Source organism: Microvirga sp. TS319, assembly GCF_041276405.1.
GTDB lineage: Bacteria > Pseudomonadota > Alphaproteobacteria > Rhizobiales > Beijerinckiaceae > Microvirga.
In genome coordinates this window covers 391,524-414,847 of sequence record NZ_JBGGGT010000001.1, presented here as the reverse complement: position 1 = coordinate 414,847, position 23,324 = coordinate 391,524, and the positions used below count along the sequence as shown (strand labels likewise).

Below are 23,324 nucleotides of genomic sequence, written 5' to 3'. Positions count from 1 at the left end.
GATGTTCCGACGAAGCGGCACCGCGTACGGTGCCGGGGCTTAACGGCCCGTATCGACGATGCGGGGCAGGGTCTCGAACTGGTGGTAGGGCGGCGGAGAGGACAGGGTCCATTCCAGCGTCGTCGCGCCTTCACCCCACGGGTTGTCCGCAGCCCGCTCCTTGCGCCGGAAGGCCTCGATCACTCCGTACATGAAGACGAACAGCCCAAAGAAGAAAATGTAGGCCCCCATCGAGGCGACGAAATTCCAGCCCGCGAACGCATCCGGATAATCCGCGTAGCGGCGCGGCATGCCGGACAGGCCGAGGAAGTGCATCGGGAAGAACAGCACGTTGGCGCCGATGAACGCGATCCAGAAGTGCAGCTTGCCGATCCAGTCGGGCATCACGTAGCCGGTGATCTTCGGGAACCAGTAGTAGATGCCCGCGAAGATCCCAAACACGGAGCCGAGCGAGAGCACGTAGTGGAAGTGCGCCACCACGTAGTAGGTGTCGTGCATGTAGCGGTCAACGGCCGCGTTCGCCAGCACGACGCCGGTGACGCCACCGACCGTGAACAGGAAGATGAAGCCCACGGCCCACTGCATGGCCGCCGTGAAGCGGATCGAGCCGCCCCACATCGTGGCGATCCACGAGAAGATCTTCACGCCGGTGGGAACCGCGATCACCATCGTGGCGAACACGAAATAGGCCTGGGTCTGCAGCGAGAGGCCGACCGTAAACATGTGGTGCGCCCACACGACGAAGCCGACGACGCCGATCGCCACCATGGCGTAGGCCATGCCGAGATAGCCGAAGATCGGCTTCTTCGAGAAGGTGGAGATGATGTGCGACACGATGCCGAAGGCCGGCAGGATCATGATGTACACTTCGGGGTGGCCGAAGAACCAGAACAGGTGCTGGTAGAGCACCGGATCGCCGCCGCCGGCCGGGTCGAAGAAGGTCGTGCCGAAGTTGCGGTCGGTCAGCAGCATCGTGATCGCGCCCGCAAGCACGGGAAGGGTCAGCAAAAGGAGAAAGGCTGTTACCAGCATGCCCCAGGCGAAGAGCGGCATCTTGTGCAGCGTCATGCCCGGTGCGCGCATGTTGAGGATCGTGGTGATGAAGTTGATCGCACCGAGGATCGAGGATGCTCCGGCGAGGTGCAGGGCCAGGATGCCGAAGTCGAATGCCGGGCCGGGATGGCCCATGGTCGAAAGCGGCGGATAAGCGGTCCAGCCGCCGCCGAAGCCGAGCGAGCCCGGAGCGCCTTCCGAAAACAGAGACAGGATCATCAGCCCCAAGGCTGCGACGATGAGCCAGAAGGAGATGTTGTTCATCCGCGGGAAGGCCATGTCGGGCGCCCCGATCATGAGCGGGATGAACCAGTTGCCGAAGCCGCCGATCAGGGTGGGCATGATCACGAAGAACACCATGATGAGGCCATGGCCGGTCACGAAGACGTTGTAGGCCTGCGGATTGGAGAAGAACTGCAGACCGGGCTCCTGGAGTTCCAGGCGCATGGCGATCGACAGAAGGCCGCCGATGATGCCCGCCGTGAAGCCGAAGATGAGGTAGAGGGTGCCGATGTCCTTGTGGTTCGTCGAATAGAACCAGCGCCGCCAGAACGTCGGGCGATCGCTATGGTCGGCAGGATCGGCATGCGCAGTATGAGCCATGATGAAGCTCCTGACGCCCCCGAAGCTGTATTCTAGATGCTTCGCCCCTTGGCCTTGAGTCCCGGGGCCTCTTCGTTATGGTCCCACCGACCAGTCGGCAGATTGCCCAGGTTACGACAGCGGGGCAGGAAGGCAACTCCGAAAAACTGCGTAGACCTGCCTCGAAGCGAAAATGCCCGGCCGGACCGGCACTGCCAGGCCCCTATCCAACCATGGCGTCTACGTCCCGGCCGCACTCAGTCCGTCGCTCGCCCAGGACCAGGTGCCACACCTTCCATTCATCGGTCTCGGTACGAAGAGCACCGCGGAGCCATTCAAGGGTGTGAAACTCTCGCGCCCACACCCAGCTCGACCAGCCGTACCTGGTTATCGCCATCAACTCGATTGTCACTTCCACCCATCGGAGGGAGCATGCCGGCAACCATGCTTCGAGACGCTGCCCCAGCGCGTATCCGGGACGTTTCCCCTGCCGTTCTCGGACTCACCCGGATGTGTGGGCTTGCTCCATCCGGTCGGCACGAAGCTAGGAAAATTCGCCGTGACGATCGGCTCGAAGCGAACTCGGGTAGAAATTGTGACAGCCGAGACCCCTGCGCACATCGGCAGCCAACCTGGAGCCGCGCCGGCGGGCGGACGGAATTGAAGCGGTATGGGGAGACCCAGACAGGGAGCAGGAGCCATACTCGCAAGGACCGAGACCGCGCTCCGCCTTGCCGATGGGAGCCGGCTCTCCTACAGCAGCGGCTTGTAGATCGGCCAGGAATTGAGTGCAGTCTGTCCCCTGTTCCCGGCAGACATCCTCCACTGTATGGGAGCAGGCAATCGGGCAGCCGATACGACGCATCTTGTGATCAAGGAAGACGCGGATCGTCGCAAGCCATCGCCATATACCATCACCGACGAGCTGATTGGCCTCGACCGGCATGACGGCCTACTGGGCAATATCCTGAGTTGCCGCCATGTTAACACGCCTTCTGCCATCGCTCTTTGCGCGACGACAATCAACAAGCCCGAACGGTCGCCGTGGGGATGAAGGGCCGACTGAGACCTTGGCTCCGGCGGCACTCCGCTGCCTGCTGCAATGGATGGAAGAGACAGAGCGTTATCGGGCTCTTCGCGTTGCAGATCTTTGCGTCGGCGCGAGGATACCTGCTCCATCATCTGTTGTCCTCGCAGGATAAGGCAGATGCGGGCCTACGGCCAATCTGACGGAGAACTTGGATGAAACCTGAACTACGCAAGATCACGGCTCCTGGCCCGACCGCGGGAGCCGAGCCCTCCCCTTTGCTGGCGCGCGTTCGAACCGTCATGGACACGCTTGACCTGGACTGCCACTGCCGCGGCAAGCTCGACGCTGCCTTGGAACGCTTCGAGGCGCTGGAGAATCGGCGCCAGCTTCGTGGCCTGATCCTCGATGTCCGCCACCAAACGGAACGTATCGGGGCCTGCTCGAACGTGTCGGCGAGTTGGACAGCGTATCCACGGACGAGGCCGCCCTGAGCGTCTACCAGGAGGTCTCGCTCCTGTTCCAGGACATCAAGGCGGCGGCACGAGGTGCCGCGGACATGGTCCGATCCGCAGGCTCCGACCTGCATGGCGTGGGAAACGCCTGACCTCGTCCCATGCCTTTATCAACCGGCATTCCCGTAATGGTCGGCACAGGCGAGCGGCGGATCGAGGGTCTGACGTGCACCCCAGGTAATCCAGCCCTGCGCAATAGGTTGTCAGCAATTTCCGATCCTGCAGCGACCGGCTCCAAAATCGACGTTGAAGTGCTTGCAGAATGCACCTGGATTCGTCGGCTACAAGGTTCGACCCAGGGCCCTGCATGATCGGTCTACTCCTCTTTGATGATTGCCCGGATCGCAGCCATGGCAACATTCATCCGTCAACGCTTGGACAATACGGCCGCGGAGACCAAGGATCTCCGCTCGTAGCTTAAGGCCAAGGCAGATTAGCTGTTTACGGACCGCAATGAGCGATGGGCCCAGAATGCTGCCATGATGAAGCCCTAGTTAGTGCAGTGAGGGTAGAAGCTGGAAAGGATGGCGACGCCGGACTGAGGATATTGGTCGACTAGCGGACGAGCTTCACGGAGGCTTGGCAGTTATCGGGAATGACGAGGCTAAGCTTTCGAGAGAACAGCCGTTCCTGCCAGGATGCCGTGCCGGAGCGCCTGCCGTCATGGCCTTCGGGCTCATCGATTTCTGTACCTTATAGCATTTGACTTCGAGAGACCTGCGCCACTGTTTCAGAACGACGGATCCAGTCCTCTAGGCACGGAACAATAGGCCAAGAGCTCGGCCACCAAACGTCGAAAGTTGTAGCCGGTCCGAATGCGAGCCGACTCGAAGACGAAGGGGAACAGGATGCAGGTCTTTCATCCACGAGCGGACACGATAGCGCGCTTCGTCTTTATCTTGCTCGTGACGGCGCCGTTCCTGTTCATCGTCGTGGGCTTCATGATCGCGCGTTCGCCCTACGTCACAGGGCAGGACGTGGTGCGGGAACAACCGGTCCCGTTTAGCCATCAGCACCATGTCGGCGGGCTGGGTATCGACTGCCGCTACTGCCACAACTCAGTGGAACAGGCTCGCTTCGCAGGAATTCCACCTACGGAAACCTGCATGACCTGCCACTCGCAGATATGGACCAATGCCGGCATGCTTGCACCAGTCCGCACAAGCCTTGCCGACGATCAGCCCCTTCGCTGGCGCCGCGTTCATAATCTTCCGGATTATGTCTATTTCGATCACGCAGCTCATGTGGCCAACGGTGTCGGCTGTTCTACATGTCATGGCCCTGTCGATCAGATGCCACTGATGCGTCAGGCAGCTCCGCTCACGATGGGGTGGTGCCTCGACTGCCATCGTGACCCCGCCCCCAACTTGCGTCCGCGCGAGAGCGTGTTCGACATGTCCTGGATGCCGCCACGGAACCAAGCCGAGCAGGGTCAGAATCTTGTGACGGTCTATCATATCGACACGCAGCATCTCACTGATTGCTCGACATGCCACCGCTGAACGCCGTTCCTGATGCCCACCCTAATATTGCGCCACCCGGCGACACTGAAACGCGCGCCTTCTCCCGCCGTGATGCATTGAAGATTCTCGCTGCTCAGATCACGCTCGCGCTTGGAGCTTGCAGCAAGCCCGACGAGGAAATCCTCCCATACGTGCGCATGCCCGAGAGACTGATCCCTGGGGAACCGCTTCGGTTCGCGACGACGCTGCCGCTAGGCGGATACGGGCGCGGCGTCGTCTGCATCTCGATCGATGGACGGCCGATCAAGGTAGAAGGAAATCCACTCCATCCCGCGAGTCTCGGGTCAACGGATGTCTTCGCGGAGGCCGCTATCTTTGGACTTTATGACCCAGCCCGCTCGCGAACCGTGCTGCAGCACGGCTCCATTGCATCCTGGGAGATGTTCCTTCAGGCACTTCTTCCGCAAATCGATCATCACCGGGTCCACGGGGGCAATGGGTTGCGGCTTCTGACAGGCCGCGTCACCTCTCCGACCCTCCTGCGCCAGATCGATCTTGTTCTCAAGCGATATCCGGGCGCGCGCTGGCACAGCTACGAGCCGATTGGCGATGAAAGCGAGCGCGCCGGAACGGCTCTTGCCTTCGGTCGCCCTCTGCAGCCTCTGCCCCGGATCGAGGAAGCGCGCGCGATCCTCTGCCTTGATGCCGACCCGCTGGGGCCCGGACCGGGGCAGATCCAGCATGCACGGTCATGGATCGGCGGCCGAAGGCCGTTCCATGGCCCAAATCCCTCCCGCCTTTATGTCGTCGAGGCCGTGCCGACACCGACGGGCGCGAAAGCCGATCAGCGTCTCATGCTGCATCCAGGATTGATCCACAATGCTGCGATTGCTGTCGCGAATGCCCTTGGCGCCGGATTGCCCGGGCCTGACCTGTCCGCATCGGCGAGCCGCTTCATCGGTGCCGCCGCGCAGGACCTCCTGGCTCATCGCGAGCGCGCGCTGGTCCTTGCCGGGCGGACCCTTCCGCCGGAAACGCATGCGCTGGTCCATTGGATCAACGCGGAACTCGGAGCAAAGGTAGAGTTCGTCGAGCCCGTGGATACGCTCTCCGGCACGCCTGAGCTGCTTCAGGTGCTGACACAGGATCTCGATCAGGGACGTGTCCGAACGCTCGTCGTGATTGGCGCCAATCCGGCCTACGATACGCCTGCCGAGTTCGGCTTGCAGGAGATGCTGACAAAGGTCCCGTTCAGCGTTCATTGCGGGCCCTATGCGGATGAAACCGCGAGCGTCTGCCGCTGGCATATTCCGGAATCCCACCCTCTCGAAAGCTGGTCGGATCTGCGCGCGATCGATGGGACCGCGAGCCTCGTTCAACCGCTGATCCGTCCGCTTTATGCCACGCACACCGCACATGAGCTGCTGGCAAGTCTTCTCGGGCGGAGCGAGGCGCGATCCTATGAACTCGTGCGAGAAACCTGGTCCGCCACGGGCGTTGCCGATTTCGAGGCCTGGTGGCGACAGGCGCTTCATGACGGGGTACTGGCAGGCAGCGCCGCAAATCCCGTCGCGGTCACGAAACCTCCTCTTCCTGCCATTGTACCTGTGACGGCTCCCGACCTCCCGACAATCGTGCTGCGTCCCGACGATTGCCTTTGGGACGGGCGCTTTGCCAGCAACGCTTGGCTGCAGGAATGCCCGAAGCCGCTGACCAAGCAGGTCTGGGGCAACGCTCTGGCGCTAGGCCCGGCCGATGCGGAGAAGCTCGGGCTCGTGACGGGCGATGTCGTCCGGATCGATGCGGGCGCCCGAAGCGTCACCGGTCCGGTGCTCGTCGAGCCGGGTCACGCGCCCGGAGTAGCAAGCCTGACACTCGGCTATGGCCGCAGGCAGGCGGGCCAAATCGGCACGGCAGTCGGTACCAACGCTTACGAGCTGCGTACCTCCCGCACCCCCTGGCTCGTCGAAGGCGTGCATCTGACGAAGAGTGGCGACCGGCAGGAAATCCTGAATACGCAGAATTACGTGAGGCTTCAGGGTGAGGCACAGGATCTCTACCCGGTCCTTCTGCAAGCCAATCTCGCGCAAGGCGGGACCGTCGGACAGGACGCCGGTGCGCAGCCGAGCCTCTACCCGCCACAGCCATATGCAGGCTATGCCTGGGGCATGGTGATCGATGCTGCCGCCTGCATCGGCTGCAATGCCTGCGTGGTCGCCTGCCAGGCCGAGAACAATGTCCCCGTGGTCGGCCCGGAGGAGATTGCTCAGGGACGCGACATGCACTGGCTGCGCATCGATGTATACGATCATGGGACGCCCGAGAGGCCCAAGCCAGGATTTCAGCCGGTACCGTGCATGCATTGCGAGCTGGCGCCCTGCGAACCGGTCTGTCCCGTAGCGGCTTCGGTCCATGACAGCGAGGGCCTCAACGCCCAGATCTATAACCGCTGCGTCGGTACTCGCTTCTGCGAGGCAAACTGCCCCTACAAGGTGCGTCGCTTCAACTTCTTCGCCTATGCCGACGGTCAGGAGTATGGTAATCTCGGTGCGGAATCCATCAAGGCGCAACGCAATCCCAACGTGACGGTGCGAACGCGCGGCGTGATGGAGAAATGTACCTATTGCGTCCAGCGCATCAGCCGCGCCCGGCAGGCTGCCGAGACACAAAACCGCTCCATCGCGGAAGGCGAAGTTGTGACGGCTTGCCAGGCCGCCTGTCCGACTCGGGCCATCACCTTCGGCAATCTCAACGATGGGAAATCGGGAGCCCGCACCGCGAAGAGCGATCCGCGCCATTATGCGCTTCTCGGGACACTCGGAACCCGCCCGCGCACGACCTATCTCGCCGACGTCAAAAATCCAAATCCGGCCATTGATGGAGACGCGACGTGAGAGAGAGCGGGCAAAGCGCGTCGACGAAGCATCCTTGGCTCGCGATGCGACACGCGACCTACGAGACCCTCACCGCCGAGGTGGCCGATCCCATTCTCAAGCACAGGTTCGGACGGGTGTGGTGGTTCGCCCTCGGCGGCAGCTTCCTCTTCCTTCTGGCAACGATTGCCGCCATCAGCTGGCTGTTCATCAATGGCATCGGTTCCTGGGGTGTGAATTCCACCGTGGTCTGGGGTTATGCCATCGCAAGCTATGTCTGGTGGATCGCCATTGGCAGCGGCGGCACCCTCATCTCCTCGATCCTGGTCCTGACACGGCAGGATTGGCGCCACTCCGTCAACCGATTTGCCGAGTCGATGACATTGTTCGCCATCTCGATCGCTGGGGTCTTCCCGATCCTTCATCTTGGCCGCCCCACGTATTTCTACTGGCTTGCGCCGTATCCCAACACCATGTCGCTCTGGCCGCAATGGCGCAGCGCTCTGGTCTGGGATTTCTGGGCGATCCTCAGCTATCTGCTGTTCTCGATCGTCTTTCTCTATGTCGGTCTCCTACCCGACCTGGCCACCATGCGGGACCGAGCCAAGACACGGACCGGACGAGTCTTCTATGGTAGCCTCGCGCTCGGCTGGCGAGGCTCCGTCCGGCACTGGAGTTCTCTGAAAATCCTCCATACGACGCTCGCGGCTCTCGCCCTGCCGCTCGTTACTTCGGTGCACTCCATCGTGGGCCTGGATTTCGCGGCGAGCCTCATGCCCGGCTGGCAGGAGACCATCTTTCCCCCCTACTTCGTCGTCGGTGCTCTCTATTCCGGCTTCGCCATGGTCCTGCTGCTGACGATGCTTGTCCGCTGGGGCCAGCAGCTTCAATCGATCATCACGGTCAATCACTTCGACGCCATGGCGAAGATCATTCTGACCGGATCGATCATCATGACCTACGCCTACGCGACCGAATGGTTCTTGGCCTGGTATGGCGGAAGCCAAGCCGACCGTAGCCTGGTCGCCTACATGTTCAGCGGCGACTATGCTCCGATTTACTGGAGCCTCCTCTTCTGCAATTGTCTCCTGCCGCAGGTCCTGTGGCTCAGGCCGGCCCGCCGCAGCCTTCCGACGTTGGCGATCGTTGCCATTCTGATCCTTGTCGGCATGTGGCTCGAGCGCCTCCTAATCATCTGGAACACCCTCTCCCATGGCTACATGCCGAGTCTCTGGAGATTGTTTCATCCGACCCTTTCGGATTGGGTGCTGCTGATCGGTCCGCTCGGGGTTTTTACCTTCATGTTCCTCTGGTTCCTGAGGCTCTTCCCTGCCGTCTCGATGTACGAAGTCCGCGGGCTCTGCCGGAAAGAGGGGTTGGCATGACCGCGCCGCTTGTCGCCGAGTTCAGAGATGCCGATGCGCTTTCCCGGGCTGCACTGCGGATCAGGGATTCCGGTCATCGGTTGATCGATGCCTTCACTCCCCTCCCGGTCGAGGGGCTCGCCGAGATCTTCGATGCGAAACCCTCGCGCATCCGTTGGACGATGCTGATCGCCGGCATGGCCTTCGCGGCCGTTGCTTACGGGCTTCAGTGGTGGAGCGCCGTTCAAGATTACCCGCTCAATGTCGGCGGACGCCCCTTGAACAGCTGGCCTGTCTTCCTGCTGGTGCCGTTCGAAGTCGGCATGCTCGCTGCGGCGTTTGCAGGCCTCATAGCCTTCCTTCGGCAATGCGGCCTGCCCCGTCTTCATCATCCGATATTCGACGTTGCCGGCTTCGAGCGTACGAGCCAGGACCGGTTCTTCCTGCTGATCCAGGAGGCGCCCGACGGGCAGGAGAAGAACCTGCGCGACGTCCTTTTCGATTCCGGCGCGGTTATGGTCTCGGAGGTCGGGCCATGAGAGGGGCCGCCTTCGTCCTCGCAGCACTGGCCGTTGCAGGCTGCAAGGACCAATCCATGCGCCAGCAGAACCGCTATGATGTCTACGCGCCCGCAGCCCTCTGGCCCGACGGCACCGCGGCTCGCCCACTTCCGGAAAGCGTCGTCGCCCGCGGCGATCTCGCCCGCGCGCAAGAGGCGAGCCACCCTCCCGTTGCCGACGCGGAACTCCTGCACCGGGGGCAGGAGCGCTACCGGATTTTCTGCAGCCCTTGCCATGGCGCCGCAGGCTTCGGCGACGGGATGATCGTGGCCCGTGGTTTTCCGGCACCGCCCTCCTATCATACGGGCCGCCTCAGGTCCGCGCCGGCCCAGCACTTCTTTGATGTCATCACGAATGGTTATGGCGTCATGTACTCCTACGCGGCCCGCGTGCCGCCTCGGGACCGCTGGGCGATCATCGCCTATATCCGCGCCCTGCAGCTCTCGCAGCGCGCTCAGCTCGCGAGCATCCCCGAAGCGCGGGAGAAGCTGCCATGACGGACATGGCCCTGCCCTCTCCCCGCGGCCGCTCTGCGGTGACAGCCCTGGCGATCGGCCTTTCCGGCCTCGCGATCGTCGCGATCGGATGGGCCTTCGCCCCCACGGCCATGGCGCAGGGCTGGCTCCTGGCGTTCCTGTTCTGGAGCAGCATCCCGATCGGGAGCCTTGTCCTTTTGCTGATCCATCGGCTTGTCGGCGGCCGATGGGGAGACGCTTTTGCGCCAGCGCTTCTTGCCGGAGCGGGCTTGATGCCGCTCGCCGCGCTTGCGTTTCTCCCGATCGTCCTTGGCCTGACGCTTATCTTCCCATGGGCTGCGCAGCCGGCCTCAGTGCGGCCGGACGTCGGCCACATCTATCTCAATGCCTCAAGCTTCCTCGTGCGGGCCCTCTTCGGGCTCGGAGGCTGGGCGTTTCTGTCCATTCTGGTGATCCGGGGCCGCTGCACGACGCTCGCAGCAGGCCTCGGGCTTGCCTTCCATGGATTTGCCATTAGCCTCCTCGCCGTCGACTGGATCCTTTCCGTCGATCCGACCTTCACGTCGACCGCATTCGCAGCCTGTATCGCCATCCAGCAGATCCTAGCGGCACTCGCATGGGCGGCGCTGGCCTCTCCCGCGGTTCCGGACAAGGCTGCCGCCGATATTGGCGGCCTGCTGATCGCGGCTCTGCTGGGTGTCGTCTACCTGGGCCTTATGTCCTATATCGTCATTTGGTACGGCAACCTGCCGGACAAGGCTGCCTGGTACCTGATGCGCAACAGCAGCGGGTGGATCTGGATGATTGCGATGGCAGTCCTGATCGGAGCCGTCGTTCCGCTCGGGATGCTGCTGAGGCGCAGCATCCGGCAGAATCATCAGGCATTGCGCCTTGTCGGCGGGCTCGTCCTCATCGGAATTTGGCTCCATCTGGCATGGCTCGTCGCGCCGTCCTTTGATCCCGGCTGGCTGTTGGCGACAGCACTGGGCCTCGTCGCCATGAGCGGGATCTCGCTTGGCGTGATGACGAGGATCACGATACGACCCGGCAGGATTGCCGATCATGCCGGGTAGATTACCACCAGCCAAGGATGCGCCCCGGAGACCCGATGGGCAACAAAGGTCCGCGCTCTGGTCTGTGGTCGGGCATGCGGCTTTGGCGTTGCTCCTCATGCTCCGGAGCTCCCCTGCCCGGCAGGGCCGCACGGGGCGCGGATCAGCGACCACTCGGACCTCGGCTCCTTCCGAGCGATCCCGTGATGCCGCACCCAATGTTGCGACGAGACCAGTCTTGTTCACAGTGATCGGATTCTTTGTCTTCGTCGGCCTGTCACTTGCCGCTCTGCGTGCCTATTATGCGTGGAGCACGCGCGAGGCGGCCTTCACCCCACCCCGGTCCTTTGCCGCACCGCGGCTCCAGTCCGATCCGTCGGCCGATCTGGCCCATTTCCAGGCAGACCAGCAGCGCAAGCTCAACGGCTATGCGTTTGTGGACCGCGACCAAGGCCTCATCCGCATCCCGATTGACCGAGCGATGAACCTGATCACCGCGCGGGGAGCTGATGCCTATGCGCCGCTCGACCCGCCGACGGAGCCATCGCCTGTTCGGCCGCCGGAGAAGCAGCCATGAAACGGCTTTCAGGTCTGCTCCTCGCTCTTGCACTCTGCCGCCCAGCTTTAGCAGGCCTGACCGAACGCGATCTCTCCGAAGTGACCCTCGCTCCCCAGCCGGAAGCAAGGGTGCCGGCTTCGCTGAACTTCCGAGATCTCTCGAACAGGAACATGACACTCGGCGAGGCGCTTGCCGGCCGCCCGGCACTCCTCATCCCGGTCGACTATACCTGCCGGTCCACGTGCGGCCCGGCCCTCTCGATCCTCGAAGGCGCTCTCATTCAGACGGGCCTCCAAGCCGGACGCGACTATCGCCTGATCGTGGTCGGCATCGATCCGAAAGACAGCTCGGACGATGCGCGCGCCTTCGTTCACGCCAGGATCGGCGACGACGCGCTCCTCGCATCGATATCGGTCCTGACGGGGGATCCTTCTGCGGTTCGGACCCTCACGGCATCTCTCGGTTACCGGGCCCTCTATGATGCCGGAAAGGACCAGTTCGCGCATCCGAGCGGTGTGGTGGCGCTTTTGCCAGACGGTCGGGTTTCACGTGTTCTTTCGGCTCTTGCTCTCGACCCACAGGACCTTCGCTTCGCCCTTGTCGAAAGCGGAGAGGGACGTATCGGCGGAATGACGGACCGCCTCATGCTGCTGTGTTACGGCTTCGATGCCGTGCACGGCATCTATACGCCCGTAATCAGCCGTGTCCTCCAGGCGGCATGTGCCGGAACCCTCGCCGTGCTCATGCTTGCCCTTGCCGCCTTCCATGTTCGCTCGCGCCATGTCGGATCCTCTTCGCAGGGGAAATCCTGATGCTTGCAGCCCTTATGCCTAGCAGCGCTTCGACTCAAGGTGCCACGACCGATGCGATCTTCTTTGCCCTGCTGGGCCTTTCGGCCGTGATCCTTCTTCTGGTCCTCACGCTCGTCGTCACCTTCGCGATCCGCTATCGCAGGGGCTCGAAAGCCGATCGTGGCGCCCTGCCTGCAATTATCAGCCGGCAATTCGAGCTCGGCTGGACCGCCACGACCCTGTTCGCCTTTCTCTTCCTGTTTTGGTGGGCCGGCTCATCGCAGCTCTCCGCCCTCATCCCTCCCAAGGACGCACTCGAAGTCCATGTGGTCGCCAAGCAATGGATGTGGAAGACGCAGCATGCGAACGGCGCTCGCGAAATCAACGAGCTGCACGCACCGGTCGGCGTTCCGGTGCGCCTCGTCATGACTTCTCAGGACGTCATTCACTCCTTCTTCATTCCTGCATTCCGGATCAAGAAGGATGTTCTCCCAGGACGCTATACCGACACATGGTTCGAGGCCGACAAGGTCGGAGTCTATCACCTCTTCTGTGCGGAGTTCTGCGGTACGGATCACTCGCGCATGCTCGGCCGGATCGTCATCATGACCCCGGAAGACTATGCGCAATGGCTCACATCCCAGCTTGAAGGCGATGACCTCGCCCGCGAGGGCGCGGCACTCTTCACTGCGCGCGGATGCTCCGGATGCCATGGCCCGTCTTCCCCAGTCCACGCTCCGAAACTCGTGGGGCTTTATGGCCGTGCCGTGCCGCTTTCCGACGGGCGCACCGTCATGGCAGACGAAGCCTATATCCGGGACTCGATCCTGCTGCCGCACCGTGATATCGTCGCCGGATACGACCCCATCATGCCGAGCTTCGCCGGCATCCTCTCGGACGGGGAGATCCAGAGCCTCATCGCCTATATCCGCTCCCTGGCAAGTTCCCCCGAACGAAGCGTGCAACCGGGCACCGCATCGAGCGGCTCGCTTGTCCCCGGGACGCCCTCGGAGCGCAGTCCTGCCATGACACCGGGGAACGCCGTCAGGAGGCAGCCCCCTGGCGAGTTCGATGGAGGCAAGCCATGACAACCATCGCCGCTCCGTCCGGCGACCTGCCCGTTTCCTCCGAGCCCAGCTATCTCAGCGCTGGATATACGCTCGGCTCCTGGCTCGGGACGAGCGACCATAAGCGGATCGCAATCCTTTACGCGATCTCGGTCACCTTGTTCTTCTTTCTCGGAGGGATCGCCGTCACGATTGTACGCGTCGAACTCTTCACGCCTGAAGCCGACGTTGTCACGGCCGATACCTACAACAGGCTGTTCACGCTTCATGGCGTGATCATGGTCTGGTTCTTCATGATCCCATCCATTCCGAACATTTTCGGAAACTTTCTCCTGCCGCTGATGATCGGCGCGCCCGACGTCGCATTTCCCCGGCTCAACCTGATGAGCTGGTACCTGAATATCGGCGGCGCATCCTTGACCATCTACGCCCTGATCGCCGGAGGGGTCGATACCGGGTGGACGTTCTATACGCCCTTCTCGACCATGTTCTCCAACACTCACGTCCTTGCAACCGCTGCCGGCGTGTTCCTGGCCGGGTTTTCGTCGATCGCCACGGGAGTGAATTTCATCGCTACGACGCATATGCTGCGCGCGCCGGGCATGACCTGGTTCCGGCTGCCGCTGTTCGTCTGGGCAATCTATGCCACCAGTATCGTCATGGTGCTCGCAACGCCCGTTCTGGCCATAACGCTTATTCTCATCGTGGCGGAGCGCTGGCTCGGCCTTCCGATCTTTGATCCTTCGCGCGGCGGGGATCCGGTTCTGTTCCAGCATCTCTTCTGGTTCTACAGCCATCCGGCGGTCTATATCATGGTGCTACCTGCCATGGGTGTAGTCTCGGAGGTCATCACCTGCTTCGCGCGGCGCCGCGTGTTCGGCTATACCTTCATGGTCTACGCCATGATCGGGATCGCCGGCATCGGCTTCTTCGTGTGGGGACACCACATGTTCGTCGCCGGCATGTCACCCTATGCGGGCCTCATCTTCTCGTTCCTGTCCTTCGTGGTCGCAGTACCATCGGCCATAAAGGTCTTCAACTGGACGGCCACCCTCTATCGCGGACAGATCAGCTTCGACGCGCCCATGCTCTATGCTCTGGGCTTTCTTGGCCTCTTCACGATCGGAGGACTGACAGGGCTGTTTCTTGCCTCGATCCCGGTCGACGTGCATGTGACCGATACCTATTTCGTCGTGGCCCATTTCCACTACATCATGGTTGGTGGCACGGTATCGGCGTTCTTTGCCGCTTTGCATTTCTGGTGGCCCAAAATCACGGGCCGGCTTTACCCGGAGACTTGGGCACGCTTTGCGGCGATCCTGATGTTCTTCGGGTTCAACTTCACGTTCTTCCCGCAGTTCATCGTAGGTTATCTCGGGATGCCGCGGCGCTATCACGTCTATCCTCCGGAATTCCAGGTCTACAACGTCCTGTCGTCGGCAGGCGCGGTCATTCTTGCTGCCGCCTATCTCATGCCGCTTGGATATCTGGCCTGGTCCCTGGTATGGGGCCGCAGGGCCGGCCGCAATCCTTGGGATGCGACGGGCCTTGAATGGCAGACGGCCTCTCCGCCGCCGCGCGAGAATTTCCCGCGGACACCACATGTCGATGTCGGCCCTTACGATTATCACCCGGAAGGTATGTCACCCGCGCCGTATCAACCTCGGCATCGTGGGCAAGGAGACCAAGCGTGACCCAGTCGCCTGCTGTTCTGAAGGAGCCGTGGCAGGATCTTGGCCGGCAGCGTGAGGGGGCTGCCTTCGGCATATGGGTCTTTCTTGCAAGCGAATTGCTCTTCTTCGGCGGCATGATTCTCCTCTACACGGTCTACCGGGTCGAAAATCCGGAGGCTTTCGCTGCCGCAGCCCGCGAGACGGACATCTGGTACGGCACAGTCAATACCGCGGTTCTCCTGACGAGCAGTCTCACCATGGCGGTCGCCGCACAGGGCGCCGAGCAGGACTGGCGGCGGCTCGTCGTCTGGTGCCTTGCCGCAACGGCCCTGCTCGGGCTCACGTTCGGTATTCTGAAGGGCTTTGAATATGCAGAAGACATCCGAAAGAGCCTCATTCCCGGGCCAGACTTCCCCTTGCAGGAACCGGCCGCCCAGTTGTTCTTCGCTCTCTACTGGACCATGACGGGGCTGCACGCGATTCACCTGACCATCGGGATCGGCCTGGTCAGCCGCCTGTGCCTTCTCGGCGCCCTCGGGCGCATCGTCCTGCGCGGAAATCCCCAATTCGAAGTCACGGCTCTCTACTGGCACCTCATCGACGTGATCTGGATCATCCTCTATCCGCTGATCTACCTTCCGGGCAGAGCCTCATGAGCGACCGGACCAGAAACATGAGCGTCTGGTCCCTCTGGCGGCGCAACCTTCTCATATGGCTGGCTCTTCTCATCCTGCTCGGACTGACATTCGCGCTTGCCTACATCCCGCTGGGCCCATTCAATATCGTGGCCGCCTTGGGCATTGCGGCGATCAAGGTCGGTCTGGTCTCGTTTCTGTTCATGGGCCTTGCTCGCTCGAGTGCCCTCATTCGCCTTGCGGCGGCCGCCGGTATTTTCTGGCTGATCGTTCTTTTCTCGCTGACGCTCAGCGATATCCTGACACGCCTCTCAGGCCGCTAACATCGAGCCTCGGAGCCAAGTGCTCTTCTTACTATTGCATCGGACGCGCCATCGAACTCATGCCGATGATATGACATTCTGGTCTTGAGCGCCTTGTTGCGCGAAACCAGTGCCCGCTTTTGCATTCGATGCGCTGGGATGTTCATTGCTCTGCAGACTTTGGTCTGCAGAGCGGCCATCTGAATAAAGCAGAGTGACTGGCAGCGCTGGAGGCTACGGGCACCGAGGCCAGCTCGCAGATCGGGGGCTCACACGGCTTTGAGTTGTAGTCGATCGATATACGGGGAGCTAGAGCCTTTTCCATGAACTTCGGTTCACGGAAAAGGCATTTGTTGTTTGAGAAAGACGCCTTTTCTTCGCAAAACCGGCATCCACTTTTGCGGAAAAGGCTCTAGAGCCGACGATCAAATGCAGGTCGCAAGTCTCCGGGGCTTCCCGCGCGGAGGCAGAGGCGGGTCGCTGGCAGCGAGCCTGCCCCTGAAATGAACGTCACCCCTCCTGCTCGCCGGCCAGGGCTCGTCCTGCCGGCTATTTCTGCTGGGTCGCTCCTCCGCTTGCATTCGGATTGGTCGACGAGCTTCCCGAACTCCCGGTAGATCCTGTGCTTGCCGGTCCGCTCGTGACCGCCTCGAAAGCGGACATGCCATTGGGGCCGATTGTCAGCACGATCGGGTTGCCATCCCGCGTCTTGGCCTGAACGACGAAAGCCTCTTCGACAACCTTGACGTCGGAGAATCCTGCACTCTGAAGATCCTGCGTCAGCTTCTGCCTCGTGATCAGCCCGTTCTGCCCGCTCGGCGGCGCGGCTTGACTGTTAGGAGCGGCCGGCTTGCTCTGGACATTTCCCGGAGGTTGCGAAGCGGAAGGAGTCGACGACTGAGCCAGTGCCATGGGGGAGCTTGCAAGCCCGAGCGCAAGCGCGACGATAACGCCTCTCATGGGGAACTCCTCTGTTGGGACCAAGTTGAGTGATGACTAAAGGAGGGGTGCAGACCCACAGTTCCAGGACGAGAAAACCTTTGTTCGCTGCCGTACCGAGGTATTATGACGGGCAAAGGCGACATAAGCTTATCATACCCAAGCTGGAGTGCCGCCGTGCCGGAGTTCCTTGCTGCAGCAATGCCTTGCCAAGCCTTGGTGAAGAACCGCCTGCTGCAAGGCCTTTTGCCCGGCGATCTCCAGATGCTGTGGCCGCGTCTGGCGCATGTCGAGCTCAAGCCGCGGCAGATCCTCCATCACTCCGGCACCCCGATGGAGTCCATCTACTTTATCGAGAGTGGGCTCGTGGCCGTTTCGGCCAAGGCATCGCCCGGCAAATGGGTCGAAGTCTGGATGATCGGCTCCGAGGGCATGACCGGTCTGCCGGTCCTGCTGGGCGATGCGGAGTGCCCGCCGTTCCGCCGCGTCGTCCAGGTCAGAGGCAGCGCTTTCCGGATCTCCAGGGCCGACTTCCAAAGCGCGGTCGAGAACATCGCATCCTGGCGGGCGATCCTGCTCCGATATACCGAGTTCGTTCTGCTGCAGACCTCGCAATCGGCCATTTGCGAGGCGCACCACACCCTGAAGCAGCGGCTGTGCCGGTGGCTTCTCATGGCCCACGATGCCCTCGACGGCGAAGACATCCCGCTCACCCACCAGATGCTCGCGCGCCTGCTCGGGGTCAGGCGCGCGAGCATTACGGAATGCCTGCGGGCGCTCGGCGACGAGGGCGCTCTCGACAACACCCGGGCGCTGATCTGCGTGGGCAATCGAGAGCGCCTGGAGAGCTTGGCCTGTGACTGCCATACCCTCATCAGGAGCGAGTATCGGCGTCTCATCAAATAAACCGGCCGGCAGAATAGGCCCGAGTTGGAACCTGCCTCGCGAGGGACACGTTCACTGCTGCCAGTGGGACTCTCCTCGATGACGATACACAATCCAAATTCTGCAACGGAACAGGACACTTCGTCTGCAGACGAAGCCGTTCCTCTGGCCGAGGAGGTGCTCCATATTGATAAGACAATCGTCACAACCGGAAAGGTCCGAGTGCGGACCGTCACCGATGTCGTCAGCGAACTCGCTCAGGCTTCACTCGACGCGGAGAAAGTCGAGGTGACGCGCGTCCCTGTCAATCGCGTGGTAGATCGGGCCCCGGACATCCGGACGGAAAATGGCGCGACCATCGTGCCTGTTCTCGAAGAAATCCTCGTCGTGGAGAAGCGGCTGGTACTAAAAGAAGAACTGCATATTCGCAAGCGGATCGAAACAGAGAATGTCGAGATTCCTGTCGAGCTTCGTAAGCAGCACGCTATCGTCGAGCGCGATCCCACTGATGACGAAGAAGGCAATAGCAGCGCGTGATTTGACGCACATCCCTGCGCCCCTGGAACGAAGTCGCAGAGGCGTCATTGTAGGTCAATGCGCTGTTGCCGCGTGTTCACTCCGATCTGCGGCAGCAATTTTTTGAAAATGGAACGCCCAACAATTACGCCACGCGTTAAGGTGGCTTTGGAGATCGCGTCAATGACCAAAACCGTCACGTGTCTATTCAGCAGCGAAGCTCAAGCCTCCCCTGTCGTGCATCGTTTGGAGGACGGCGGCATCGATCGTGGCAATATTTGCCTGCTCAGCAACACCGGCACAAGCCAACTCTGGGATAATACGCCCGGCTTTGACGAGCAGTCGAAAAACATCTCGGACGAAACGATTTCCCGCTATCTCCAGGATAACGGCGTTCTTTCCGGCGACGCTCACGCTTACGCTGAAGGCGTGCGGCGCGGGAACGCGCTCGTGGCCGTGCGCTGTGATGACAATGAGGTCGATAGGGTCGTCAGCATTCTTGATCGAGACGATGCACTTGACATCGACGAGCGGCAGACGGCTTGGCGCACCGAGGGTTGGACCGGGTATGGCGCGGGCCTAGCCGGCACCGCAGATTCCGCCACGACCGCGCGGGCCAGCATGATGGACGACGGCGACATCCGCGATCGGAGCACGCCCGCGACAGGGGAACGTGAGGAAGTCATCCCGGTAGCGGAAGAGGATCTGAACGTGGGCAAGCGCGAGGTCGGCCGTGGCCGCGTCCGCATCGTGTCCCATATTGTCGAGCGCCCCGCTCAGGAGCAAGTCACCTTACGAGAAGAGCAGGTGAATGTAGAGCGCCGCCCGGTCGAGGGGACGACGCGCAGCGGCGCCATGAGCAATGACGACCTCTTCCGTGAGCGCAGTATCGAGATGGAAGAGCGAGCTGAAGAAGCGGTCGTGTCGAAAGAGGCCCGCGTGACCGAGGAGGTCGCCGTCCGCAAGGATGTCGATACCCGCACGGAAACCATTTCCGACACGGTGCGTAAGACTGAGGTTGAGATTGAGGACGAGCGCAACAATCGCTCTTCCCGCACTGGCACCACGGACGACCGCCGTTAAGTCCCCAGCCCTGCTGTAGCCTCGCCCAGAGCGCCTCGCTCTGGGCGTTTTGAGTTCCTCCTCAACCCCATCGCAGCGGGGTCCTGCCGTTCGTACGTGGTCTCCCTGATCCCTATGGGCTTGAGCGGAAGAATTGACAACATCGCGTCATCTCTCGTCCTTGTACTTCAGCTCCCGGATGGCCTCAGCAAGTTCCCGCGAAACAAGATTTCGCGTTACTTGGTAATCTGGACCCAGGAGCCTGCTGTATCGGTTTCTGCTCGCCAGACGCGACGTTTCGCACAGCTTTGCAGCTCTCTCCAAGGCATCGTTCTCGGCGTCCCGAATGACTGCGGCGATCCTGGCGAAGCCCTTATCGGTCAGCATCCAAGAGTGTCCAGTTCCCTCGCTCTCAGCAAAAGCGATATACATCTGAAGTGCCTCTCGCAGGCTTTTGGCACGTTCCTCAGGGGTCATAGGCGTCATACTCGAGCTCCACCGAATTGCTGTCCGGGCCCACGTTTGCGCATCGTGCCGACGCGCCGCGCTAGCGAAGAGTGGCCCCGGTTTCTCGCAAGAACGATGCGCTCTTTCCAAGAAGCGAGCACCGGATGCAATCCCATAAGTGGATTCCACTTTTCACGTCCGATGCTCTAGGAACAAATGGAGTGCCATTGAATACCGTCAACGCGCACTCTGCTTTCGCGAACTCCCGCATGTCTTCAATAGCGCAGGATTGGAGAAAACTCTGCGATGACCGGACCACGACAGCGGATCACGCGTGATCCCACAACTCCGCGTAGTTCTCAAATTTTCGCAAGAGCGGATCCTGGCGCGTCGGTTCGAGCCAGGGCAATAGATGTCGCAGGATAGGATTGATGACGGCCGACGTGTGCCGCACGTAGAGATCGATCGGATCGAGCCTGTGGCGCAGATGAAACTTTGGCTCGTAGCTCAATCCACTGCTGCAATATGACCGGTAGCCGTTGGCGATGGCCCACGTAATCACGTCGCGAACGGCAACAAAATAAAGATGCAAATCGAGTGCGACCGCATAATCGAGACCGATATACTCGCTATAGATGGCGTCCCCCTGGACCATGCAGAGGTTGAAGGCAATAATTCTCCCTAACTGACGCCAAACGAAGAAGCGGGACTTGTCCGGCATGACATGTCCGAGCGCGCAGAAAAACTCCGGCGTCAATTTTTCGAAGTGCTGCTTGGATCGCGCATAGACCTGTAGATACAATGGATAGATCTCGCCGATGATTGGCGCAATGTCGGTCTCAAGGCTCACCTCGACCGGCGGTGCATGGTTAAGAGCCTGGAATGCCCGATGCAGCTTTGCGCGTCGCGACGAGTGAAGAGCACAACGCATATAGTCCTCGAAACTACCATACTTGATCTCAAGGCGAGTCATCGGAAGGCTCGGCACACGAACGAAACCGGCCCGCATGAAGCATGCGAGGGTCGGCCGGTATTTCGCGGGAAACTCCTTCATCACCACGAGACGGATCTTCATCGCGCGCGCATAATGGATAATAGCGGACGCCAGTCGGCGCGCGCCCTCCTGGCGCGACGATTCATCGGCACCGTCAAAATGACCTTCGCCTGCCACACACCCGACCATGAGCGTTCGCAGCTTCAGGAAGCCGGGCCACAGGCGGCGGATTGTTGCGGCGACAGCTTGCGCGTGCGAACCCGTTCCGGCCAGGAGATCCTGATCGAGGACGAAGAATGGCTGAACCGTACAGGGCTCGCCCCGATCGCCATGAATGATGAAGTACCGGTACTCGAACTCCGGATTAATCGTATCCTCCACGATCTCGTAGAAGCGATGGTCCTTGCGTTCGTTCGCGAAGGCGGAAGGCCAGCAGCGGTACTGCGCCAGTGCGGCGCGCGTAACGACCGTCACGCGGTCGCCCGGCTCGGCGCTAGCCTCTGCCCGCGCCAGAGAAGCGTATAAGGTTTGTGCAATAAACCTCAGCAATTCGGACGAACCATAAATACGGGTCGAACAACAGGTAGTTTGATGCTACATTATGGCCGAATTTCATGCATTCCGGCAGCCTGGGTTATCTGGAAGATGGGTGGGCCCATCTGGAGGGGCGTGACGTTCGTCTGCGCTTTTCCATATGATGCGCTTCTATTGTGGGAGCATCGAATTGACCCAAAAATGTATTCTACTTTTCACGACCGGTGCTCTAGCCGAGCTTAGAGTCAGAGGAGACATTGCCGCGCCATTGGCAAAGCGGCCTGCGATGAGACGACACCATCAGAACGCTCGCGACGACGGTTGACTTAGGTTATTCTCGAACCATGCGAAGTCCGGTGCAGGCTCGAAACGAGCGGCGCGTACTCTGTGTATTCCCTGCCTACAGCCCATCATTCGGGACGTTCTCGCATGCCTATCGCCTGCTCGGGCGAGTTCGTGCCTTCATGCCCCCGCAGGGTCTCCTCGTGATCGCATCCTATTTGCCGGAGCGCTGGCAGGTGCGCTTCATCGACGAGAACATAGTGTCCGCAGGCCCGAGCGACTTTGCCTGGTCCGACATTGTGTTCGTCAGTGGCATGCATATCCAGGCGCCGCAAATCCGCGACATTCAGGCTCGGGCGAAAAGAGCCGGTACGATCACCGTGCTTGGGGGCCCGTCGGTCTCGGGCACTCCTGAGAGTTACCCCGAATTCGATTATCTCCATATTGGGGAAATCGGAGACGCAACCGACCGCCTCATCGCATGCCTGGACGAGAGCACGACCGCTCCCCCGGCGCAGATGCGTTTTGAGACCACCGAACGCCTGCCGCTCTATGACTTTCCTCTTCCCGCCTACCATCTGGCGGGTGCGGACCGGTATTTCATCGGAAGCCTGCAGTTCTCGAGCGGATGCCCTTATCGCTGCGAGTTTTGCGATATTCCGGCGCTCTACGGTCGACAGCCGCGCCTGAAAACACCCGAACAGGTCATTACCGAGCTGGACGCCATTGTGGATCTGCCTCACCCGCTGGCCATCTACTTTGTCGACGACAACTTCATTGGCAATCGGAAAGCAGTCCGCGCGTTGCTGCCACACCTTGTTGCCTGGCAGCAGCGGCATGGCTATCCGGTTGTCTTCGCATGCGAGGCAACGCTCAATCTGGCCAAGCAGCCCGACATCCTGGAACTGATGCGAGAGGCGAACTTCCATACCGTCTTTGTTGGAATTGAGACACCGGATCCAGTCGCCCTCAAGGCGATCGACAAGGGGCACAACGCGTCGGTGCCGATGCTGGACGCCATCCGGACCTTGAACGGCTACGGTCTGGAGGTGGTATCGGGCATTATCCTGGGCCTGGACACCGACACCGCGGAGACGGGGGCAAGCCTCGTCGCGTTCGTCGAGCAATCACAAATTCCCATGCTGACGATCAATCTCCTGCAGGCCCTCCCCCGAACACCCCTGTGGGACCGCTTGAGGGACACAAATCGCATCGTCGACGACCCCTGTCGGGAATCGAATGTCCGCTTTATTCGCCCCTATGAAGAGGTGGTCGAGATGTGGCGTCGATGCATCCAGGAGGTTTACGACCCCGAGAGGTTGTTCTCCCGCTTCATGCACCAAGTGGACGCAACCTATCCCAATCGCATCCGACGTCCTGCACGGGGCCAACTCACGGCGAGCAATCTCCACCAAGCCTTCAGGCTTGCGCTCAACCTTGCGGTCCGTGCCGGCCTTCTCTCGACCTACCGCCGGCCCTTCTGGCGGGCTGTGAGATACGCAATCTCCCGTGGACAGATCGATGCCGCCTTCGGTATGGGGCTGGTCGCGTACCATCTGATCGCGTTTTCACGAGAGGCGGTCCGTGGAGAACAGAATGCCTCGTTCTACGCTGCAAAGGTCCGCAATCAGGCATCCCCATATAGGCGTCTTTCGCGCCACGCTCGGTCATGA

General features: G+C 61.2%; 23 protein-coding genes. 18 read left to right on the top strand and 5 right to left on the bottom strand.

Features of this window, described 5'->3' with window-relative positions; genetic code table 11:
- Positions 1-39: 39 nt before the first annotated feature.
- The gene (gene ctaD, locus AB8841_RS01875; protein ID WP_370434182.1) at positions 40-1,656 is read right to left on the bottom strand and encodes a cytochrome c oxidase subunit I; all 1,617 of its coding nucleotides are present in this window, start codon (positions 1,654-1,656) and stop codon (positions 40-42) included.
- A gap of 847 nt (positions 1,657-2,503) precedes the next feature.
- Between ctaD (AB8841_RS01875) and AB8841_RS01870 the strand changes: the two genes are divergently transcribed.
- Positions 2,504-2,689 carry a hypothetical protein gene (locus AB8841_RS01870; protein WP_370434181.1) on the top strand — a complete coding sequence of 62 codons (186 nt, stop codon included), beginning with the start codon at positions 2,504-2,506 and terminating at the stop codon, positions 2,687-2,689.
- A 200-nt stretch (positions 2,690-2,889) separates the two neighbouring features.
- Here the strand turns inward: AB8841_RS01870 and AB8841_RS01865 are convergent, their stop codons facing one another.
- Positions 2,890-3,081, bottom strand: coding sequence for a hypothetical protein (locus tag AB8841_RS01865; protein ID WP_370434180.1), 192 nt, complete (start codon positions 3,079-3,081; stop codon positions 2,890-2,892).
- A 41-nt stretch (positions 3,082-3,122) separates the two neighbouring features.
- On the opposite strand from AB8841_RS01865, the gene AB8841_RS01860 reads away from it, so the two are divergent.
- From AB8841_RS01860 to AB8841_RS01800, 13 genes are all read left to right on the top strand, one after another.
- Positions 3,123-3,269 (top strand): hypothetical protein, encoded by a 147-nt coding sequence (locus tag AB8841_RS01860; RefSeq protein WP_370434179.1) that lies wholly within the window; start codon positions 3,123-3,125, stop codon positions 3,267-3,269.
- Positions 3,270-4,025: 756 nt separating this feature from the next.
- Positions 4,026-4,679 carry a cytochrome c3 family protein gene (locus AB8841_RS01855; protein WP_370434178.1) on the top strand — a complete coding sequence of 218 codons (654 nt, stop codon included), beginning with the start codon at positions 4,026-4,028 and terminating at the stop codon, positions 4,677-4,679.
- The gene (locus AB8841_RS01850) at positions 4,667-7,534 is read left to right on the top strand and encodes a 4Fe-4S dicluster domain-containing protein (protein WP_370434177.1); all 2,868 of its coding nucleotides are present in this window, start codon (positions 4,667-4,669) and stop codon (positions 7,532-7,534) included. Before AB8841_RS01855 ends, AB8841_RS01850 begins: the two co-directional genes overlap by 13 nt.
- A 44-nt stretch (positions 7,535-7,578) precedes the next feature.
- Complete coding sequence (nrfD, locus tag AB8841_RS01845; RefSeq protein ID WP_370435503.1) at positions 7,579-8,898, top strand: NrfD/PsrC family molybdoenzyme membrane anchor subunit; 1,320 nt, start codon at positions 7,579-7,581, stop codon at positions 8,896-8,898.
- A complete protein-coding gene (locus tag AB8841_RS01840) occupies positions 8,895-9,416 on the top strand; it encodes a DUF3341 domain-containing protein (RefSeq protein WP_370434176.1) in 522 nt (173 codons plus the stop codon). Before nrfD ends, AB8841_RS01840 begins: the two co-directional genes overlap by 4 nt.
- Complete coding sequence (locus AB8841_RS01835) at positions 9,413-9,934, top strand: cytochrome c (protein WP_370434175.1); 522 nt, start codon at positions 9,413-9,415, stop codon at positions 9,932-9,934. Before AB8841_RS01840 ends, AB8841_RS01835 begins: the two co-directional genes overlap by 4 nt.
- A complete protein-coding gene (locus AB8841_RS01830) occupies positions 9,931-10,986 on the top strand; it encodes a hypothetical protein (protein ID WP_370434174.1) in 1,056 nt (351 codons plus the stop codon). The genes AB8841_RS01835 and AB8841_RS01830 overlap by 4 nt, the downstream gene beginning before the upstream one ends.
- A gap of 226 nt (positions 10,987-11,212) precedes the next feature.
- Positions 11,213-11,542 carry a hypothetical protein gene (locus tag AB8841_RS01825; protein ID WP_370435502.1) on the top strand — a complete coding sequence of 110 codons (330 nt, stop codon included), beginning with the start codon at positions 11,213-11,215 and terminating at the stop codon, positions 11,540-11,542.
- A complete protein-coding gene (locus AB8841_RS01820; protein ID WP_370434173.1) occupies positions 11,539-12,336 on the top strand; it encodes an SCO family protein in 798 nt (265 codons plus the stop codon). Before AB8841_RS01825 ends, AB8841_RS01820 begins: the two co-directional genes overlap by 4 nt.
- A complete protein-coding gene (gene coxB / locus AB8841_RS01815; RefSeq protein ID WP_370434172.1) occupies positions 12,336-13,403 on the top strand; it encodes a cytochrome c oxidase subunit II in 1,068 nt (355 codons plus the stop codon). Before AB8841_RS01820 ends, coxB begins: the two co-directional genes overlap by 1 nt.
- On the top strand, positions 13,400-15,076 hold the full coding sequence (gene ctaD, locus AB8841_RS01810; protein WP_370434171.1) for a cytochrome c oxidase subunit I: 1,677 nt from the start codon (positions 13,400-13,402) through the stop codon (positions 15,074-15,076). The genes coxB and ctaD (AB8841_RS01810) overlap by 4 nt, the downstream gene beginning before the upstream one ends.
- The gene (locus AB8841_RS01805) at positions 15,073-15,711 is read left to right on the top strand and encodes a cytochrome c oxidase subunit 3 family protein (RefSeq protein WP_370434170.1); all 639 of its coding nucleotides are present in this window, start codon (positions 15,073-15,075) and stop codon (positions 15,709-15,711) included. The genes ctaD (AB8841_RS01810) and AB8841_RS01805 overlap by 4 nt, the downstream gene beginning before the upstream one ends.
- A gap of 17 nt (positions 15,712-15,728) precedes the next feature.
- Positions 15,729-16,013 carry a cytochrome C oxidase subunit IV family protein gene (locus tag AB8841_RS01800; RefSeq protein WP_370434169.1) on the top strand — a complete coding sequence of 95 codons (285 nt, stop codon included), beginning with the start codon at positions 15,729-15,731 and terminating at the stop codon, positions 16,011-16,013.
- Between the two features lie 528 nt (positions 16,014-16,541).
- Here the strand turns inward: AB8841_RS01800 and AB8841_RS01795 are convergent.
- Entirely contained in the window at positions 16,542-16,952 is a 411-nt protein-coding gene (locus tag AB8841_RS01795) for a hypothetical protein (protein ID WP_370434168.1), read from the bottom strand.
- A 156-nt stretch (positions 16,953-17,108) separates the two neighbouring features.
- On the opposite strand from AB8841_RS01795, the gene AB8841_RS01790 reads away from it, so the two are divergent.
- The 3 genes from AB8841_RS01790 (at position 17,109) to AB8841_RS01780 (ending at position 19,415) form a co-directional block, all read left to right on the top strand.
- A complete protein-coding gene (locus tag AB8841_RS01790) occupies positions 17,109-17,837 on the top strand; it encodes a Crp/Fnr family transcriptional regulator (RefSeq protein ID WP_370434167.1) in 729 nt (242 codons plus the stop codon).
- A gap of 78 nt (positions 17,838-17,915) precedes the next feature.
- Positions 17,916-18,353 (top strand): YsnF/AvaK domain-containing protein, encoded by a 438-nt coding sequence (locus AB8841_RS01785; RefSeq protein ID WP_370434166.1) that lies wholly within the window; start codon positions 17,916-17,918, stop codon positions 18,351-18,353.
- Positions 18,354-18,515: 162 nt separating this feature from the next.
- Positions 18,516-19,415: a YsnF/AvaK domain-containing protein gene (locus AB8841_RS01780; protein ID WP_370434165.1), complete on the top strand. Its 900-nt coding sequence runs from the start codon at positions 18,516-18,518 to the stop codon at positions 19,413-19,415.
- A 147-nt stretch (positions 19,416-19,562) separates the two neighbouring features.
- On the opposite strand, the gene AB8841_RS01775 is transcribed toward AB8841_RS01780, so the two are convergent.
- Entirely contained in the window at positions 19,563-19,880 is a 318-nt protein-coding gene (locus AB8841_RS01775; RefSeq protein ID WP_370434164.1) for a hypothetical protein, read from the bottom strand.
- 289 nt (positions 19,881-20,169) lie between these two features.
- On the bottom strand, positions 20,170-21,309 hold the full coding sequence (locus tag AB8841_RS01770) for a GNAT family N-acetyltransferase (protein ID WP_370434163.1): 1,140 nt from the start codon (positions 21,307-21,309) through the stop codon (positions 20,170-20,172).
- A gap of 404 nt (positions 21,310-21,713) precedes the next feature.
- On the opposite strand from AB8841_RS01770, the gene AB8841_RS01765 reads away from it, so the two are divergent.
- The gene (locus AB8841_RS01765; RefSeq protein WP_370434162.1) at positions 21,714-23,324 is read left to right on the top strand and encodes a B12-binding domain-containing radical SAM protein; all 1,611 of its coding nucleotides are present in this window, start codon (positions 21,714-21,716) and stop codon (positions 23,322-23,324) included.

Coding starts and splice junctions, on each gene's coding strand:
- ctaD (WP_370434182.1), bottom strand. CDS start 1,656: ATGGCTCATACTGCGCATGCCGATCCTGCCGACCATAGCGATCGCCCG.
- AB8841_RS01855 (WP_370434178.1), top strand. CDS start 4,026: ATGCAGGTCTTTCATCCACGAGCGGACACGATAGCGCGCTTCGTCTTT.
- AB8841_RS01850 (WP_370434177.1), top strand. CDS start 4,667: ATGCCACCGCTGAACGCCGTTCCTGATGCCCACCCTAATATTGCGCCA.
- nrfD (WP_370435503.1), top strand. CDS start 7,579: ATGCGACACGCGACCTACGAGACCCTCACCGCCGAGGTGGCCGATCCC.
- AB8841_RS01840 (WP_370434176.1), top strand. CDS start 8,895: ATGACCGCGCCGCTTGTCGCCGAGTTCAGAGATGCCGATGCGCTTTCC.
- AB8841_RS01835 (WP_370434175.1), top strand. CDS start 9,413: ATGAGAGGGGCCGCCTTCGTCCTCGCAGCACTGGCCGTTGCAGGCTGC.
- AB8841_RS01830 (WP_370434174.1), top strand. CDS start 9,931: ATGACGGACATGGCCCTGCCCTCTCCCCGCGGCCGCTCTGCGGTGACA.
- AB8841_RS01820 (WP_370434173.1), top strand. CDS start 11,539: ATGAAACGGCTTTCAGGTCTGCTCCTCGCTCTTGCACTCTGCCGCCCA.
- coxB (WP_370434172.1), top strand. CDS start 12,336: ATGCTTGCAGCCCTTATGCCTAGCAGCGCTTCGACTCAAGGTGCCACG.
- ctaD (WP_370434171.1), top strand. CDS start 13,400: ATGACAACCATCGCCGCTCCGTCCGGCGACCTGCCCGTTTCCTCCGAG.
- AB8841_RS01800 (WP_370434169.1), top strand. CDS start 15,729: ATGAGCGTCTGGTCCCTCTGGCGGCGCAACCTTCTCATATGGCTGGCT.
- AB8841_RS01795 (WP_370434168.1), bottom strand. CDS start 16,952: ATGAGAGGCGTTATCGTCGCGCTTGCGCTCGGGCTTGCAAGCTCCCCC.
- AB8841_RS01785 (WP_370434166.1), top strand. CDS start 17,916: ATGACGATACACAATCCAAATTCTGCAACGGAACAGGACACTTCGTCT.
- AB8841_RS01780 (WP_370434165.1), top strand. CDS start 18,516: ATGACCAAAACCGTCACGTGTCTATTCAGCAGCGAAGCTCAAGCCTCC.
- AB8841_RS01775 (WP_370434164.1), bottom strand. CDS start 19,880: ATGACGCCTATGACCCCTGAGGAACGTGCCAAAAGCCTGCGAGAGGCA.
- AB8841_RS01765 (WP_370434162.1), top strand. CDS start 21,714: ATGCGAAGTCCGGTGCAGGCTCGAAACGAGCGGCGCGTACTCTGTGTA.